Origin of the sequence: Paenibacillus sp. FSL H3-0302 (genome assembly GCF_037982245.1) — a bacterium.
In the GTDB taxonomy this organism is placed as follows: Bacteria; Bacillota; Bacilli; order Paenibacillales; family Paenibacillaceae; genus Paenibacillus_AQ; species Paenibacillus_AQ odorifer.
Window position 1 is genome coordinate 6,088,073 of sequence record NZ_CP150284.1, and the last position, 15,607, is coordinate 6,103,679.

Genomic DNA, 15,607 nt, shown 5'->3' on the forward strand with positions numbered 1-15,607 from the left:
GCTTAGTTTTTACTACAAAAAGGGGGCTGCCGAAGAATGCTCTCTTCAGCAACCCCCGTTGCATTTGTTCAAACTCGACTCAAAGCCTAAGCTTCAAGCTCCCTATAAGGACTACTCAGCCAAGATGTATTGGTTAAGGGTAGCTCTCAGGTATTCTTGACGTCCGGATTGGTTAGGACGTGGGTTCTCATTGTTCAAAGCATATTCAGCCAAAGAAGCCAATGTTGCTTTACCGGAAACGATGTCTGCACCAACGCCTTCTGTGAAGCTGCTGTAGCGTTTGTCAATGAAATCTTCGAATACGCGATCTTCGATCAATTTAGCAGCAACTTTCAAGCCTTTTGCGTAAGTATCCATACCAGCGATGTGTGCCAAGAACAGATCTTGTGGCTCGAAGGAAGGACGACGTACTTTAGCGTCGAAGTTAATTCCGCCTTTGCCAAGACCGTCATTCTTCAATACTTCATAAAGAGTAAGTGTTGCATCGTAGATGTTTACTGGGAATTCATCAGTATCCCAACCAAGCAGTGTATCCCCTTGGTTAGCGTCAAGTGATCCAAGCATGCCATTAATACGAGCTACACGAAGTTCATGTTCAAAAGTATGACCTGCAAGCGTAGCGTGGTTAGCTTCAAGGTTCAGCTTGAAGTGCTTATCGAGGTTGTATTTTTGCAAGAACGAAATTGTTGTTGCTGCATCGAAATCATATTGATGTTTAGTAGGCTCTTTTGGTTTAGGTTCGATCAGGAATTGACCATCAAAACCAATTTCCTTAGCGTAATCTACAGCCATGCTGAACAGACGTGCAATGTTATCTTGTTCAAGACCCATATCTGTATTCAGCAATTCTTCGTAACCTTCACGGCCGCCCCAGAATACATAGTTGCTTGCGCCCAGACGTTTACCAACTTCCAGACCTTTCTTCACTTGTGCTGCTGCATGTGCGAAAACATCAGCGTTAGGTGTAGAACCTGCACCGTGCATATAACGCGGGTTAGTGAACATATTAGCTGTATTCCACAGCAATTTCTTGCCGGAAGTCTTCATGCCTTGTTCAAGGATATCAACAATAGTGTCGATGTTGCTGTAGAACTCACGCAAAGATGCGCCTTCTGGTGCGATATCTACATCATGGAAGCAGAAGTAAGGCAGATCCATCTTGTCCATAAATTCGAATGCTGCTTCAGCGCGAGCTTTAGCTTTATCAAGACCACTCAATTTGTCCCAGCTGCGAATTGCAGTTTCAGCGCCAAACGGATCAGAACCGCCAGCAGTTAATGTATGCCAATAAGCCATTGCAAATTTCAGATGTTCCTCCATACTTTTGCCGGCTACGACTTCTTTAGGATTGTAGAATTTAAATGCATAAGGGTTGGTGGAACGGCTTCCCTCGTAAGAGATTTTGTTCACTGTCTCAAAATAAGCCATTGTGTAATCCTCCTCATATTGTGCTACGCTAGCAAGCGTTTACAGCATCATCTTAACACATCTTTTTGACTTTGTATATTGGTTAAACAAAGTTTTTTTATAAAATTTCCGCCTCTTTAAGTCTCCCTTGCCTATCCGTTTAATATTCAAAAAATTCAACAAACATAGATTTCCTCTTTTCTGCCGATGTATTGCAATTTCCAGCACATCACTCTAGACTAAGTGGCATACAACAAAAGGGAACTATGCTAAAAAGGATGTGTGATTCGTGAAGGTTACCGGAGATCAGGCGCTGGTCAAAAAAATCAATAAATCGATCGTACTACATACTATTCGAAGGAACTCTCCGCTCTCGCGCGCCAAGGTTTCAGAGATGACCGGACTGAATAAAGCTACCGTATCCAATCTGGTGGCTGAGCTATGCGCTCAAGAATTAGTGACTGAAGTTGGACCAGGTCAATCCAGTGGCGGACGTAAGCCGCTAATGCTGCATTTTAACAGCATGGCCGGCAGTGTAATCGGTATAGAGCTACGGGTGAAGCAACTGACAGCCGTCTTATGTGATTTAAGTGGTGGCATTCTTTTCGAAAGCGATTTCTCCCTGGACAATCATGCTCTGCCTTATGTACTGGAACGGATGAAAAAAACAATTTCAGACTTGATTGATAAAGCACCTGAATCCCCATACGGTATCGTCGGCATCGGAGTAGGTGTCCCCGGGATGGTGGATGAGAACGGGGTTGTTCTTTTTGCTCCCAACCTTGGCTGGGAAATGGTCGACCTGCGGGGTATTTTGGAGGCGGAATTCGCGGTTCCAGTCACTATTGATAACGAAGCTAACGCAGGTGCACAAGGTGAACTGAACTTTGGGGCGGCAAAAGATGTTAGACATCTGCTCTATATCAGTGCGGGTTCAGGGATCGGATCCGGTATTATTATTGGCGGAGAGCTGTACAAAGGTGCAAGAGGATATGCCGGCGAGACCGGACATATGACGATTGAAGCACAAGGCAAGCCGTGCAGTTGTGGGAGCCGTGGCTGTTGGGAGCTATATGCCTCGGAGAAAACCTATGACCATTCCGAGTTCTCCCTCCCTGCTCATACCACACAAGAACTGGTCCGTTATGCAGCCGCTGGACAAGAAGACGCCTTGCACCACTTCTCATCTATAGGTGAATATCTCGGCATCGGAGTAACGAATCTAATCAATAGCTTTAATCCAGAGCTGATTGTCATCGGTGGAGCCTTATCCGAAGCAGAAGCCTGGTTAGGGAAGCCCCTTCGCCGGGTTGTAGCCGAGCGTACACTTCCTTATCATAAGCAGCAGCTCGAGATTACCTTCTCCAAGCTGGGCAGCCGAGGCACGATGATAGGCGCGGGGTTCTCTGCAGTTATGCATTTTCTAGGCGATATTCGGGTGACCGTTTAATGTAGTCTAATGGACAACGTTTTGCGGGACAGTTTCACGGGTGAAATTCAAGAGCGGATAGAATTGACGTAAAATTGCCGCATTTAGGTGGATCAAAAGTGCAGTAAAAGCAACTTAAATCCTATATAATAAAGGATAAGTTAGTGTGACATTTATCACTACAACCCCTTTTTTGAAATGGAGAGCGAGTCCATGACCTATGTTGATACGTCTGATATCTCGGCACAGATGTTCATCACTGTGTTGCTTTTTCTGCTCATTATTGCCCCTTTGATCAGTCTCGGTGTGCTCCGTTTTTTTCAAGCCAAAAAGAAATCAGGGTTCATTCTGATCGGCAGCGGTGTTGCTGTATACGTCCTATTTCAGATCATTACCTCTTTCACTCAAGCTTAAATTGAACTTTGCGATTTACATCATAAAAAATAGCCTCCGCATATTAGCGTCAGGCTATTTTTGTATACTTAGACCACAAAAAGATCACCTCCAAAATGGAAGCGACCTTTTGCAATTTCCTCACAGAAATATATTTAATTAAACAGTCGCCAATGCTTTGTCGAACTGAGTTTTATTCATCCCCACGATTTTGTGCTCACCAATTACAGTTACAGGAACAGCTCTCATTCCCATATCCCAAACCTGCTGCGCGTAATCATCATTCTGCTCAATATTACGCTCTTCATAGGCTACGCCTTTTTCACTCAAAAAGCTCTTCACCTGACGGCAATGTGGACAATTTGTTGATGTATATACAATTACATTTTCCATCATTAGACCTCCTATGGAAGATTACAGTTATGTTACAGAATAACCGCGCTATGTTCCAGACTTTCAATGTATTTCTCAGCATCCATAGCTGCCATACATCCACTGCCTGCTGCTGTAATTGCTTGTCTATAACGGGTATCCTGCACATCACCACAAGCGAATACGCCTGGGATATTAGTTTCAGAAGTACCTGGGTTAGTCATGATATAACCTTCAGTATTAGTTGTGATTTGTCCACCCAAAAATGCAGTGTTAGGATGGTGGCCAATCGCCACAAACACTCCGCTTGCTTCAATGATTTCTTCTTGTCCGGTCTCATTGTTCAGCACTTTTAGTCCACTCACGCCTTTGTCTCCAGAAGTTACTTCCAGAGGAGTACGATTCAGGCTCCAAGCTACTTTAACATTATCGCGAACGCGATCCTGCATGATCTTGGAAGCACGTAGCTCTTCACGACGGTGTACCAGCGTTACTTTGGAGGCAAAACGAGTCAAGAAACCCGCTTCCTCAAGCGCAGAATCTCCACCGCCAACAACCACGATCTCTTTATTACGGAAGAAGAATCCATCACAGGTAGCACAGGTGCTTACACCGCGTCCCACATTATCCTGCTCGCCTGGGATACCGAGGTATTTTGCCGTAGCGCCAGTCGAAATGATCAGGGTATCCGTCGTAAGAACACCCAATCCTTCAACATTAAGCTTAAAAGGACGCTCTCCAAGTTCTACACTGTTCACCCAACCCGTACGGAATTCCGCACCAAAACGTTCAGCTTGTTTACGCATATTATCCATTAAGTCTGGACCCATAATTCCATCAGGAAATCCCGGGAAATTCTCCACTTCTGTAGTGGTGGTCAATTGTCCGCCAGGTTGAGGTCCTTCGATTACTAGTGGGTTCAAATTGGCACGAGCCAAGTAGATAGCAGCAGTCAACCCCGCCGGTCCGGTTCCAACAATTATTGATTTATACATATCTATATCCTCCTTGAGTTAGACGGCAGTGACGTCGCTTCTTATTTAAAATAATTATAATGTAGTCTTAATTATGCTAACTGAAAGCAAAAATGTCAATAAGCCAGACTCCCTCAGGGAAAAATCATTTGTGAACAATTTAATTTTTGGCAATAAATAATACACAGTAACATCACTGACCTCTTACCGCAACAATCGCAGCCCATTAAGAATAACCAATATCGTACTGCCTTCATGACCGATCACGCCAAAAGGAAGGGCGATGCCCTGCACAAAGTTACTGATCATCAGAACCGCGATTACTGTTACAGCAAAAATCATATTTTGCTTCACAATACGCTGTGAGCGCCGTGCCAATGAAATGGTCGAGGCGATCTCTTCAATATTATCATTCATAAGCACTACATCGGCGATCTCAAGCGCTGCACCACTGCCTTTCATGCCCATACCCATGCCAACAGTCGCTGTAGCCAGAGCAGGCGCATCATTCACACCGTCACCCACCATCACAACATTACCGTGCTCTTCACGAAGCGCCTTAATATGCTTTACTTTATCCTCTGGTAAAAGGTCGGCAAATACTAAATCTACTCCGGTTGAAGCCGCAATAACTTTTGCTGTAGCTTCCCGGTCACCCGTAAGCATAGCCACTTTAATCCCCAGCTCCTGCAGCTTCCGCACTGCGGCTTCTGCTTGTGGGCGAACTGTATCCTGCAATGCAATCATACCTGCAATATGCTCACCGTCCAAAATAATGGAGACAGTCTTCCCCTCTTCCGCCAACTGCTGCCGTTTAGTTCTCCAGAATGCAAGCTCAGAGTTCATCGCAGATGAAATCAGCTCATCCAGTAAATTGGACTTTCCAATTTTCCAGAGATGCCCGTCAACTTGACCTTCAATTCCCCAGCCAGTGATGGTTTTACTTTCCTGCACTCCCCGCAGCTCCAGATATTCTTCCTCAGCTTTACGCACAATGGCTTCCGCCAATGGATGGCGTGACATATGCTCAATGGATGCGCTAATCGCCAGTAATTCTTCCCGGTTGTAGCCTTCAGCTGCAATAAAGTCTGTCACCTGCGGAGTTCCCTCTGTAAGGGTCCCTGTCTTATCAAAAGCTACAACAGAGGTCCGAGCCATATTTTCGAGGTGGACCCCTCCTTTAAATAAAATCCCTTTTCGCGCACTTTTGGAAATGGCCGACAGCATCGCAGGCATAATCGATGAGACCAACGCACAAGGCGAGGCTACTACAAGAAAAACCATCGCTTTATAAAAGGTTGCGCTCCAGCTCCAGTCCAGCAAAAAGGGTGGAAGGAAAATAAGAGCCACAGTCGAGGCAACGACTACCCGTGCATAGATGGCTTCCAGTCTTTTAATGAATCGCTGTGAGTTCGGAACATCCGTCTCTGCTTCTTCTACCATCTTAATGATCTTGGAAAAAAGTGTGTTCTCTGCTGATTTCGTTACTTCAATATAAAGCGGACCTTCTCCATTGACCGTACCTGCGAATACTTCGCTACCGGCACATTTTTCAACAGGCACTGACTCTCCTGTAATGGAAGCCTGATCTACTGCCGATTCTCCTCTGTACACTTTGCCATCTGCAGGAATAAGATCCCCTGGACGTACAAGCAACAGATCTCCAATTACTAACTGATCGATAGCTACCTCGTTCATGCTTCCTTTCTCAATCCGCATGGCTGTGGCAGGTTTCAAGGCCATAAGTGAGGAAATATCCTTCTTACTCCGTTCCATCGTATAGCTCTCTAAAGCTCCACTAAGCGCAAAAATAAAGATGAGCATAGCACCTTCATTCCAGTACCCAATGGTAGCTGCGCCTAGTGCGGCCGCAATCATCAGCAGGTTCACATCGAGATCACGTTCTTTGACGAGCGTCTCAACGCCTTCTTTGGCTTTGTTCCAGCCACCAATGGTATACGAAATAACATAAAGTACTATAGAGAAAACTTCTGACCAGCTGCCCATAGCCCAAGCAAAAAGCATAAGTACTCCGCTGCCAAGCGCAGCCTGCATCTCGGAGTTGCTGAGCATGGCTCTCAGATCGAACCGGCGTTTTGGAGCGCCTGGTTTCTTCATGCTGCCGGAGATTGAGGTTTGCTGGGGTAAATGTTTTGATGTTGCTTGCATAATAATCACCATCCTGAAAGTTTTGTGTAGGATTACTTCATTGACTTCTCTTCGCAACAAAACTTGCTTCGGGAGCATACGTTTTGTTTTGTCTAAATGATAATGAGAGCCATTCTTAAGACCCCTAAAATGACACATGCTGCCCCGGCTTAGCCGGGACAGCATGAATGATAACTATGAGTAGTGAGAATGATAATCATTGTTGCAACAGTACAAATATATTTCCTTAGTGCAACTTATATTTTAATAATACCACCTTGAACGAAAAAGTAAACCCTACCTTCTAGGCTATTTGTCATAAATTTAAACTAACGTTTTCCTCTCTTAGCTGCGTATTTTATTTAAAAGCTCGGATAGGACTTGCTCTTCGACTGGCGTCGAATAAGCTCCACCTTCAAAAGACTTCATCGCTCCAATTCCAGCTTGGAACACAAACCGTATACGCCCTTTGCGAACCTTTTTATCCGTATACATCTTATCAATCAGCATTCTATTTGTAATGGTTGCTGGTATTTCAGTCGGAAGTCCCGCCTTCTTCAACAAAGCAATCACACGCTGAGTTTGGTCAGCCGTTACATACCCCAACTGCTCTGCCAGCTGCACCTGAACGGCGAGTCCAATCGCAATAGCCTCACCATGTAATAATTCATAACCACTTAATGCCTCTAACGCCCGGCCAGCAGTATGCCCCAGATTTAGAATTTGGCGCAGGTTGCTCTCCAGTTCATCCTTTTCCACCACGCTATACTTGATCTCACAATTATGAAAAGCAATCCGTTCGCAAACCTCTCGATCTAATACAAGTTCGCCTTCTGAGGAGACCACTCGCTCCATATTCTGTTCAAGAAACTCAAAAAAATCAGCATCCGCGATGCAGGCATGTTTGATTGTTTCAGCCAACCCACTACGAAGCTCACGTACCGGAAGCGTTCTCCAAGTGGCTAGGTCAATGTAGACCTTTTTAGGCTGATGAAAAACACCAATTAGATTGGTTGCAACTGGTGTATTCACGCCCGTTTTACCACCAATTGAAGCATCCGCTGCTGCTAAAAGGGTAGTTGCATAGTTCAAACTTGGCACTCCCCGACCAAATGTTCCAGCCAAAAAACCTGCCAAATCCGTTACCGCTCCACCTCCTATGGCAAGGATACAGCAATCTCGTCCGTAAGAACGGCTTAATAGCCGGTCCTCCAGCTGTGCCTTCGTTTCTCGGGTTTTAGACTTCTCTCCAGCAGGGAAAGAAAATAACTCCGCTTGAAAATCATTCTGATGCAGTTGTTCCAGCAAGGCTTGTCCATACAGGGCTTCAACTTTTGAATCTGTAATAATCGCGAATTTGCTTACATTCTCGACAATTCCATGTTTCAAATCCTCGATCAGAGCGCCAAAAAGACCTTCCCCAATCTCAATATCGTAAGAATGATCTACGACCTTTCGCAGGCCAACTCTAAAATTTGTAGACATCTACAGCACCCCTATTCAGCAAGATGCTAATAAAATTCGAGCCTTCACTGTCATTATCCTGTTTATGTAAAATGTAAGGAGAAGCTGGAAACGTATGTGGATGTCCTAAAACTAATGTTGTCTGTAGCTACTGGTGATAGTAGAAAGGATTATGTACCTCTTCCTAACGAATAGCGTCTCTGGTGTCCGAAACTACGCTTAAAAAGCTAAAATCAGGCAAATAGCGTCATCTGGGTCCTTAAGCATCGGGGGTTGAGGAGTGCAGAGGTTAAGTGCAGAGTTTAAATGCAAAGCATGAATACGACACGATTGATAAGCGTATGATGCAAGTTGCTCGCGTATGTTGCTACTATCGGACTCAGCTGACCCTAATCGCTGATTTTAAACACATTTGGTATTCTAACGGACTCCATTGCAGCTATTGACCTGAAAAGAACCAAATATGTACCTCTTCCTAACGAATAGTGTCTCTGGTGTCCGAAACCATGCTTAAAAAGCTAAAATCAGGCAAATAGCGTCATCTGGGTCCTTAAGCATCAGGGGGGTGAGGAGTGCGGAGGTTAGTGCCTAGTTTGAGTGTTGATTAGTTTAAGTGCAGAGGTGCACGATTAGTTTAAAGTGCGGAGGTTGAGTGCGGTGGCTGGGCACAGGGTGGGAGTACGGAGGTTGCATCCAAAGCATGAGTGCAGATTAGTTTAAGTACGGAGGTTGAGCGCAAAGTATGAGTACGACACGATTGATGAACGTATGATGCAAGTTGCTCGCGAATGTAGCTACTATCGGACTCAGCTGACCTTAATCGCTGGTTTTAAACACATTTGGTATTCTAACGGACCTCATTGCAGCTATTGACCTGAAAAGCACCAAATATGTACCTCTTCCTAACGAATAGTGTCTCTGGTGTCCGAAACCATGCTTAAAAAGCTAAAATCAGGCAAATAGCGTCATCTGGGTCCTTAAGCATCGGGGGGTGAGGAGTGCGGAGGTTAGTGCCTAGTTTGAGTGCTGATTAGTTTAAGTGCAGAGGTGCACGATTAGTTTAAAGTGCGGTGGTTGAGTATAGTGATTGAGTAAAGGGATATATGTACGCTGTTGAAGCAGGCAGCTAACGACAAAAAAACAAAAGCAACGATTCTCCGATAACCGGATAATCGCTGCTCTGAGGTCTTTTTTCGATTCTTATATGAACTGCACCGTATCGTTCATCAGAAAAAGCTTACTGCCTTCCCCCGGCGGCAGTATCCAGCGTTTCTCGCTGCCTGGCGATCCAGATCAGGCAGGCCGCTCTCAGCAGCGCTTCGGTCCGCTGACCGGCGCTGCAAAAGATCCCGCTGAGCCCGATCTGATACAGATCGGCCAAAGCCGACGCCGCCGGTGTCCCCGCGGCGAGCACCACCGCCGCCGGCTTCACGCTCGTCACGGCGGCAAAGATCTTCCCCGCCGCCAGGGCGAATTCCTCCGCGGCGGTCTCTTCCGGCGCGTGTTCGCCCGCCGCGCCGTCCAGCACTAGGAAATCGGCGATACGCGCGATTTCCGCAGCGGCGGCAGGCTCCACATCGGGCGCGATCAGCGCCCCGATGCGGCATGCCGCCGCATAAGCGTGGCCGAGTGTCTGATCGGCCACGTCTTCGATGAATTCGCGCTTTGCAGCGAATTCGGCTGCGCTTGCGGTGTAGGCGACCAGCAGGTCAAGGCGGCAATCGCCGCCTTGCCGCTGGCTCTCCGCCACCGCAGCGAACAGCGCTTCGAGCTGCGCGTCCTGAAGCGCGGCAAGCTTGGCGGGCTGCGCCACCGCAAGCGACTCTGGATGCAGCAGGGTGACCGCTGCCCATTCGCCATCCGGCGATTCGAGCAGCTCGGCAACAGCTGCACGCAGACGATAAGAGATTCGCTGCAGAATACGCGCTGTTTGGAGTTCATCTTCGCTAGATAACCAGTTCTCATAAAGACAGAACAGCTCTGGTTCCAGCAGCCATTCCTCACTCCGTATCAAACACGGGCCCGCTTGAACAGTCCTTGTTCCTTCCCGTCCAGCAAGACGTTCTTCTCTTCCTTCACGCAGCACTAGGAATGTCGATGGTTCCCCCGGCCGCTTAAAATAAGACCGCTTCAAAGGCTCAATGACATCCCTCTGCTCTACTCCAGCGATAAATTCTGCGGCAGCGGAGGCTACGGATCCAGCTTGGCTCATTTCCATTCCCACAGTCCGATCACCAGCCTTATACATGAACTTGAACGGGCGCTCTTCACTACTCCGCAAACCATCCTGCTGACGTTCACCCTTCATCCTCGCACCCACCCTTTATCTTTGGATTGATGCCGGTATGCCAAGCTATATAACATAAGCGACCGACATTTCATTTACCTACCTCACTTATAAATACGGGAGCCACACCTGAAATATGCAAGCGTTGCCAAATCCGATGAATATTCCAACTTTTTTAGGCAACAAAAAAAGCATTACCGCAGAGCAGTAATGCTTTTCGAAATATAAACTTCTATTGTTGACTGGCAGCAATAGCTTGCTCCAGATCATAGATAATATCATCAATGGACTCCGTCCCGATCGACAAACGCAGCAATTCCGGCGTTACTCCGGCTGTGATTTGCTCCTCATCCGACAGCTGTGCATGAGTTGTGCTCGCTGGGTGGATGATCAATGACTTGGAATCCCCAACATTCGCTAAATGAGAGAACAGCTTCACATTCTCAATCAGCTTACGTCCCGCAGCACTTCCACCTTTAATACCAAAAGTAAGGATCGCACCTTGGCCTTTAGGCAAATACTTTTGCGCTAATTCATGAGATGGATGCGTAGGAAGTCCCGAATAACTTACCCATTCCACATCTGAATGTGCCTCCAAATATTGCGCTACCTTCAGCGCATTCTGGCTATGACGTTCCATCCGCAAATGAAGAGTCTCCAGACCTTGCAGCAGCATCCAAGAGTTGAACGGTGAAATCGCCGCCCCTAAATCGCGAAGCAATTGAACGCGGGCTTTAATAATATAAGCAATCGGGCCCACCGCTTCCGTATAAACCACTCCATGATAGCTTGGATCTGGCTCCGTAAGACCTGGGAATTTACCGCTTGCCTTCCAATCAAATTTACCGCCGTCAACAATAATCCCGCCAATGGATGTACCATGTCCACCGATGAATTTGGTTGCCGAATGGACAACAATGTCCGCGCCATGCTCAATCGGACGCAATAAATATGGACTTGGGAACGTATTGTCTACGATGAGAGGAATCCCATGTTCATGGGCGATCGCTGCAACTGCCGCAATATCCAGAACATTCCCCTGTGGGTTGCCGATTGTTTCTGCATACAAGGCTTTGGTCTTATCTGTAATCGCAGCACGGAAGTTCTCAGGATTATCCGAATCTACGAAATGTACCTTAATACCAAGCTTAGGCAGTGTTGTCGAAAATAGATTATAAGTCCCGCCATATAGGCTTGCTGCAGATACAATTTCATCCCCAGCGCCCGCAATATTTAGAATGGAAAAGGAAATAGCCGCTGCCCCGGAAGCTGTAGCAAGCGCACCTGCCCCGCCCTCAAGTGCTGCCACACGCTGTTCAAATACATCCGTAGTTGGGTTCATCAGCCGAGTATAAATATTACCGAATTCTTTAAGCGCGAACAGATCCGCTGCATGATCAGCATCACGGAACCCGTAGGAAGTGGTCTGATAAAGCGGTACAGCACGTGAGAAAGTAGTTGGATCAATTTCCTGGCCTGCATGGACAGCCAAAGTTTCAAACGACAGCTTGCGATCTTCTGACATAGGTATTTCCTCCCCTATAATTAAGTATAGAAATGATTAACAATTTTGAATTGTACCCATTCTCTCACAAACCACGTCATTTGAAAAGGAAAAAATCTCATTATTCCGGTGTGAATTATTGTACTTTGGTCAAATGCTTCTGCTAGTGTCCTCTACCTACTGGATAACGCTTTCAATATAAATTAATAAAAACCTCAACCTTATGTATAAAACACAATCGCTAATCAAGCTGATCGGTTAATAGTTTGAATCAGGACAGCGGCGAATGAGCTTGTCCTCCTCACTCGCCGCTTCCGATTCAGCCCTTCGGCTTAGTAATTGCTTTGGCTTGTTTCGCCTTTAGCAATCGCTACACCACCACTAGTTCCAATACGGCTTGCACCTGCTTGTACCATTACATGTGCATCTTCTGCACTACGTACACCACCGGAAGCTTTTACACCGATATTAGGTCCAACTGTAGCACGCATAAGCGCGATATCTTCTTTCGTTGCCCCGCCTGTAGAGAATCCAGTGGATGTTTTTACGTAATCTGCTCCGGCCTCAACAGATAGCTTGCAGGCACGAACTTTTTCTTCTTCCGTTAACAGACAAGCCTCAATGATGACTTTTGTCAGGGCTTTGCCACGCGCTGCATCTACAACAGCTGCAATATCACGTTTAACCAGCTCATCGTTGCCATCTTTTAATGCTCCGATATTGATGACCATATCCACCTCGCCTGCACCTTTAGCGATAGCATCGGTAGTCTCGAATGCTTTGCTCTCTGTTGTCGATGACCCCAGCGGAAAGCCGATTACTGTACATACTTTAACCTCAGGCGTATCTTTCAGCACTTCATGGGCAGTAGCTACCCAAGCAGGGTTTACGCAAACAGAAGCAAACTTATAAGTTTTAGCTTCCTCCGCCAATTTAATAATGTCTTCTTTCCGTGCATCTGCTTTAAGCAGTGTATGATCAATGATCCCCGATAGTGTAATTTCGCTCATTTTTATTATTCCTCCATGATTTGGATAGTAGTTTTTTTCATCTCTGTAATCATACCAATAGAACTGTGCTTTGCAAAGCAAACAGGGTGGGCATGCCTACCTCAAACCTTAATTTGTGCAGATTTTATGGATTTTAAGTAGTCTATCATTCCCTAAATTATCTTTTTAAAAAAATAAAGGTTTAATCCCCTAAACTTTCCCAATTAAAAATACGATAATAGTCTTAGATAAATAGGTTTTTTTATCCTATTCATCAAAATTTTTCTTAGATAAAACTTAGGAGGAGATTAATCAAAAATGGGAAACTTCAATTTCGCCACAAATGCTGCCGATCAAAAACTGAATGTACAAGTGGAAGGAACTATGTCGCCAGAAGATGCAGGACGTTTCATTAATGAGTACAACCAAATCATAAGTGCATTCGACCCGAAACAATATGAGATCATCCTAGATTGCAAGACATTGAATGTATCCTCAAAGGACACACTTCCCATGCTTGAGCAATGCTACATACTGTACAAACAATCCGGATTTAAAAAAGTAACCTTTATTATTGCCAAAAGCCCTGTCCTAAAAATGCAGTTAAGCCGAGTGGCACGGGCAACGAAATTAGAAAATTACGAAATTATTGAAGCATAGGAGGCGCCACTTGGGACATATAGCGATTCGCCAAGCTGCTTATTACCACCCAGAGCATATCGTAGATAACGAATATTATCTGAAGCATTTTCAGAGTATGGGCAAGGACATCAAACGATTCCTAGAAGTCATGGGTCGCGACCGGAGATACATCGTAAAAGAACAGGGTGAAAATGCTCTGACGATGGGATTAAAGGCTGCCCAAAAAGTGCTTAGCGAAGCGAATTTGCAAGGTGAGGATATGGACATGATCATGTTCGCTTCACAGACGCCAGAGTACACCTATCCTACCAATGCACTTCTCCTACACCGTATGCTTCAAGGTAAACACCGGACCATTACGCAGGATTCCAATGCTAACTGCGCAGGAATGGTCTCCGCCGTGGAGCAGACAAGTCGTTATATGCAAGCCAATCCCAGCATCAGGTACGCACTCGTTGTAGGAAGCGACTACAGCTCAGTAAACTGCAATACAGATGATGAAATTACTTACCCTAACTTTGGGGACGCCGCAGCAGCAGTGATTCTAGAGCGCAGCAGTGAGCATGCAGGCTTCATAGATTCCCTTTATTACACCGATTCTGAAGGCTCCGAAAATATTATGTTCCCGGCCTGCGGCCTGTCGAATATTTATCAAGAGGGTATGACCCCAGAGCAGATTCGGATACGGTGGACCCCTTTTGACGGTACAGTGTGTGTGGATGCGGCTATAGCGGATATGAAGGAGCTTCTCTCACGCAACGGTCTGACTACGGATGATATCTCTGCATTCTGCCTTTCACAATTCTCACTGAAAAATATCGAGCTCATCCAAATCGGACTTGGGCTAACCGCAGAAAAGTTCATTTATGTAGGCGACGAGTTCGGCTACACAGCCACAAGCAGTCCTTTTATCGCCTTTCAACGCGGAGTCGAGGACGGACGAATCAAACGTGGCGATTATGTCTTCTTTTGGTCAGTTGGCGCTGGCTGGCAAATTCCTACGATGCTTTATCAATATTAATAGCATAAAAAGCCCTACTTCTATAGAAGTAGGGCTTTTTCATCAGAGGAAATAAATCAGAAACCCAATAATGAATTATTTAGTCAGAGATTGAACATCCACAAAAGGTGTGGCTCCCCCTGTTACAGATGGCAACACGCCGTTCCATTTTTCCAGCGCTTTCTCCTGAACCTCAATTTGCTTCAGCTGCACCAGCTCAGGTGTAACCTCTTGCTTCTTAAGTCTTAAAGATTCAGCCTCTGCTTGCGCCTGGGCGATTTTTTGCTTCGCTTCAATTTCAATCCGCCGGAGATCATTTTCGGCCTTCAATGCCTGCTGCTGGGCGACCTGCTTTGCTTCAATCGACTGGTTAAACGCCTCCGAGAATTTAAAGTTAACGATGTTAATATCGTTGACGATCAGGTCATATTTTGCCAGCCTAGCGGTTAAGTGCTCACTAATCTCACTCGACACTACATCACGACGCGTAATCAAATCCTCTGCTGGATATTTGGCTGTCACTTCTTTAACGATTTCTTGAATGGCCGGATTGATAATTACACTATCAAAATTACCTCCGATATTGTTCATCAGATTAAAGGCGGAAGCCTTATTTACGGAATAGTTCACCGCCACATGTGTGGACACGGGCTGAAGATCTTTTGAAGAGGCTGAAGTATCGGTCTCCGCCTTCGTTACCTGTGTATTGACCTGAATCACCGTCTGAATAAATGGAATTTTAAAATGAATGCCGGGTGACAATGTATTGTCATTTAATTTACCAAAGGTTTTGTATAAACCTACATGCCCATATTCCACTGATACAAAAGAGTTCGCGCCGATCAACAATACAATAAGCACCGCTGCAATACCGGTGACTATTTTTCCCGGACGCAGCTGTTTCAATTTCGGATTCATTTGCATATTCATCCAATACCCCTCCTAGATTATGGATAATCATTCAAGCTTAACCGTCTATACGGAGGTTTAGGGTAAAT

Annotated in this window: 13 protein-coding genes; 4 read left to right on the forward strand and 9 right to left on the reverse strand. The window is 45.7% G+C overall.

The genetic code is table 11. The features are described from left to right. Positions 1-111 precede the first annotated feature (111 nt). The gene (xylA, locus tag MHH50_RS27040) at positions 112-1,428 is read right to left on the reverse strand and encodes a xylose isomerase (RefSeq protein WP_340033687.1); all 1,317 of its coding nucleotides are present in this window, start codon (positions 1,426-1,428) and stop codon (positions 112-114) included. 268 nt (positions 1,429-1,696) lie between these two features. Here xylA and MHH50_RS27045 point away from each other — a divergent pair, with 268 nt between their 5' ends. After that, positions 1,697-2,857: an ROK family transcriptional regulator gene (locus MHH50_RS27045; protein ID WP_340033689.1), complete on the forward strand. Its 1,161-nt coding sequence runs from the start codon at positions 1,697-1,699 to the stop codon at positions 2,855-2,857. 192 nt (positions 2,858-3,049) lie between these two features. Continuing rightward, positions 3,050-3,250, forward strand: coding sequence for a hypothetical protein (locus MHH50_RS27050; protein WP_036680251.1), 201 nt, complete (start codon positions 3,050-3,052; stop codon positions 3,248-3,250). A gap of 138 nt (positions 3,251-3,388) precedes the next feature. Here the strand turns inward: MHH50_RS27050 and MHH50_RS27055 are convergent, their stop codons facing one another. The 7 genes from MHH50_RS27055 to deoC form a co-directional block, all read right to left on the reverse strand. Then, the gene (locus tag MHH50_RS27055; protein ID WP_076128716.1) at positions 3,389-3,622 is read right to left on the reverse strand and encodes a glutaredoxin family protein; all 234 of its coding nucleotides are present in this window, start codon (positions 3,620-3,622) and stop codon (positions 3,389-3,391) included. A gap of 32 nt (positions 3,623-3,654) precedes the next feature. After that, positions 3,655-4,596: a thioredoxin-disulfide reductase gene (trxB, locus tag MHH50_RS27060; protein ID WP_076128718.1), complete on the reverse strand. Its 942-nt coding sequence runs from the start codon at positions 4,594-4,596 to the stop codon at positions 3,655-3,657. 183 nt (positions 4,597-4,779) lie between these two features. Then, positions 4,780-6,744: a heavy metal translocating P-type ATPase gene (locus MHH50_RS27065; protein WP_076280568.1), complete on the reverse strand. Its 1,965-nt coding sequence runs from the start codon at positions 6,742-6,744 to the stop codon at positions 4,780-4,782. Between the two features lie 324 nt (positions 6,745-7,068). Further along, the gene (gene aroB, locus MHH50_RS27070; protein ID WP_340033691.1) at positions 7,069-8,208 is read right to left on the reverse strand and encodes a 3-dehydroquinate synthase; all 1,140 of its coding nucleotides are present in this window, start codon (positions 8,206-8,208) and stop codon (positions 7,069-7,071) included. 1,216 nt (positions 8,209-9,424) lie between these two features. Then, entirely contained in the window at positions 9,425-10,495 is a 1,071-nt protein-coding gene (locus MHH50_RS27075; RefSeq protein WP_076128725.1) for a hypothetical protein, read from the reverse strand. Positions 10,496-10,706: 211 nt separating this feature from the next. Continuing rightward, complete coding sequence (locus tag MHH50_RS27080) at positions 10,707-11,999, reverse strand: homocysteine synthase (protein WP_036680260.1); 1,293 nt, start codon at positions 11,997-11,999, stop codon at positions 10,707-10,709. Positions 12,000-12,310: 311 nt separating this feature from the next. Further along, positions 12,311-12,988, reverse strand: a complete 678-nt coding sequence (gene deoC, locus MHH50_RS27085; RefSeq protein WP_036680262.1) for a deoxyribose-phosphate aldolase — start codon at positions 12,986-12,988, stop codon at positions 12,311-12,313. A 297-nt stretch (positions 12,989-13,285) separates the two neighbouring features. Between deoC and MHH50_RS27090 the strand changes: the two genes are divergently transcribed. Together MHH50_RS27090 and MHH50_RS27095 are read left to right on the forward strand one after the other, a co-directional pair. Continuing rightward, complete coding sequence (locus tag MHH50_RS27090; RefSeq protein ID WP_076099934.1) at positions 13,286-13,627, forward strand: hypothetical protein; 342 nt, start codon at positions 13,286-13,288, stop codon at positions 13,625-13,627. Between the two features lie 10 nt (positions 13,628-13,637). Further along, a complete protein-coding gene (locus tag MHH50_RS27095; protein WP_076277142.1) occupies positions 13,638-14,630 on the forward strand; it encodes a ketoacyl-ACP synthase III in 993 nt (330 codons plus the stop codon). A 75-nt stretch (positions 14,631-14,705) separates the two neighbouring features. On the opposite strand, the gene MHH50_RS27100 is transcribed toward MHH50_RS27095, so the two are convergent. Then, the gene (locus tag MHH50_RS27100; protein WP_076128733.1) at positions 14,706-15,539 is read right to left on the reverse strand and encodes a prohibitin family protein; all 834 of its coding nucleotides are present in this window, start codon (positions 15,537-15,539) and stop codon (positions 14,706-14,708) included. Positions 15,540-15,607 lie beyond the last annotated feature (68 nt).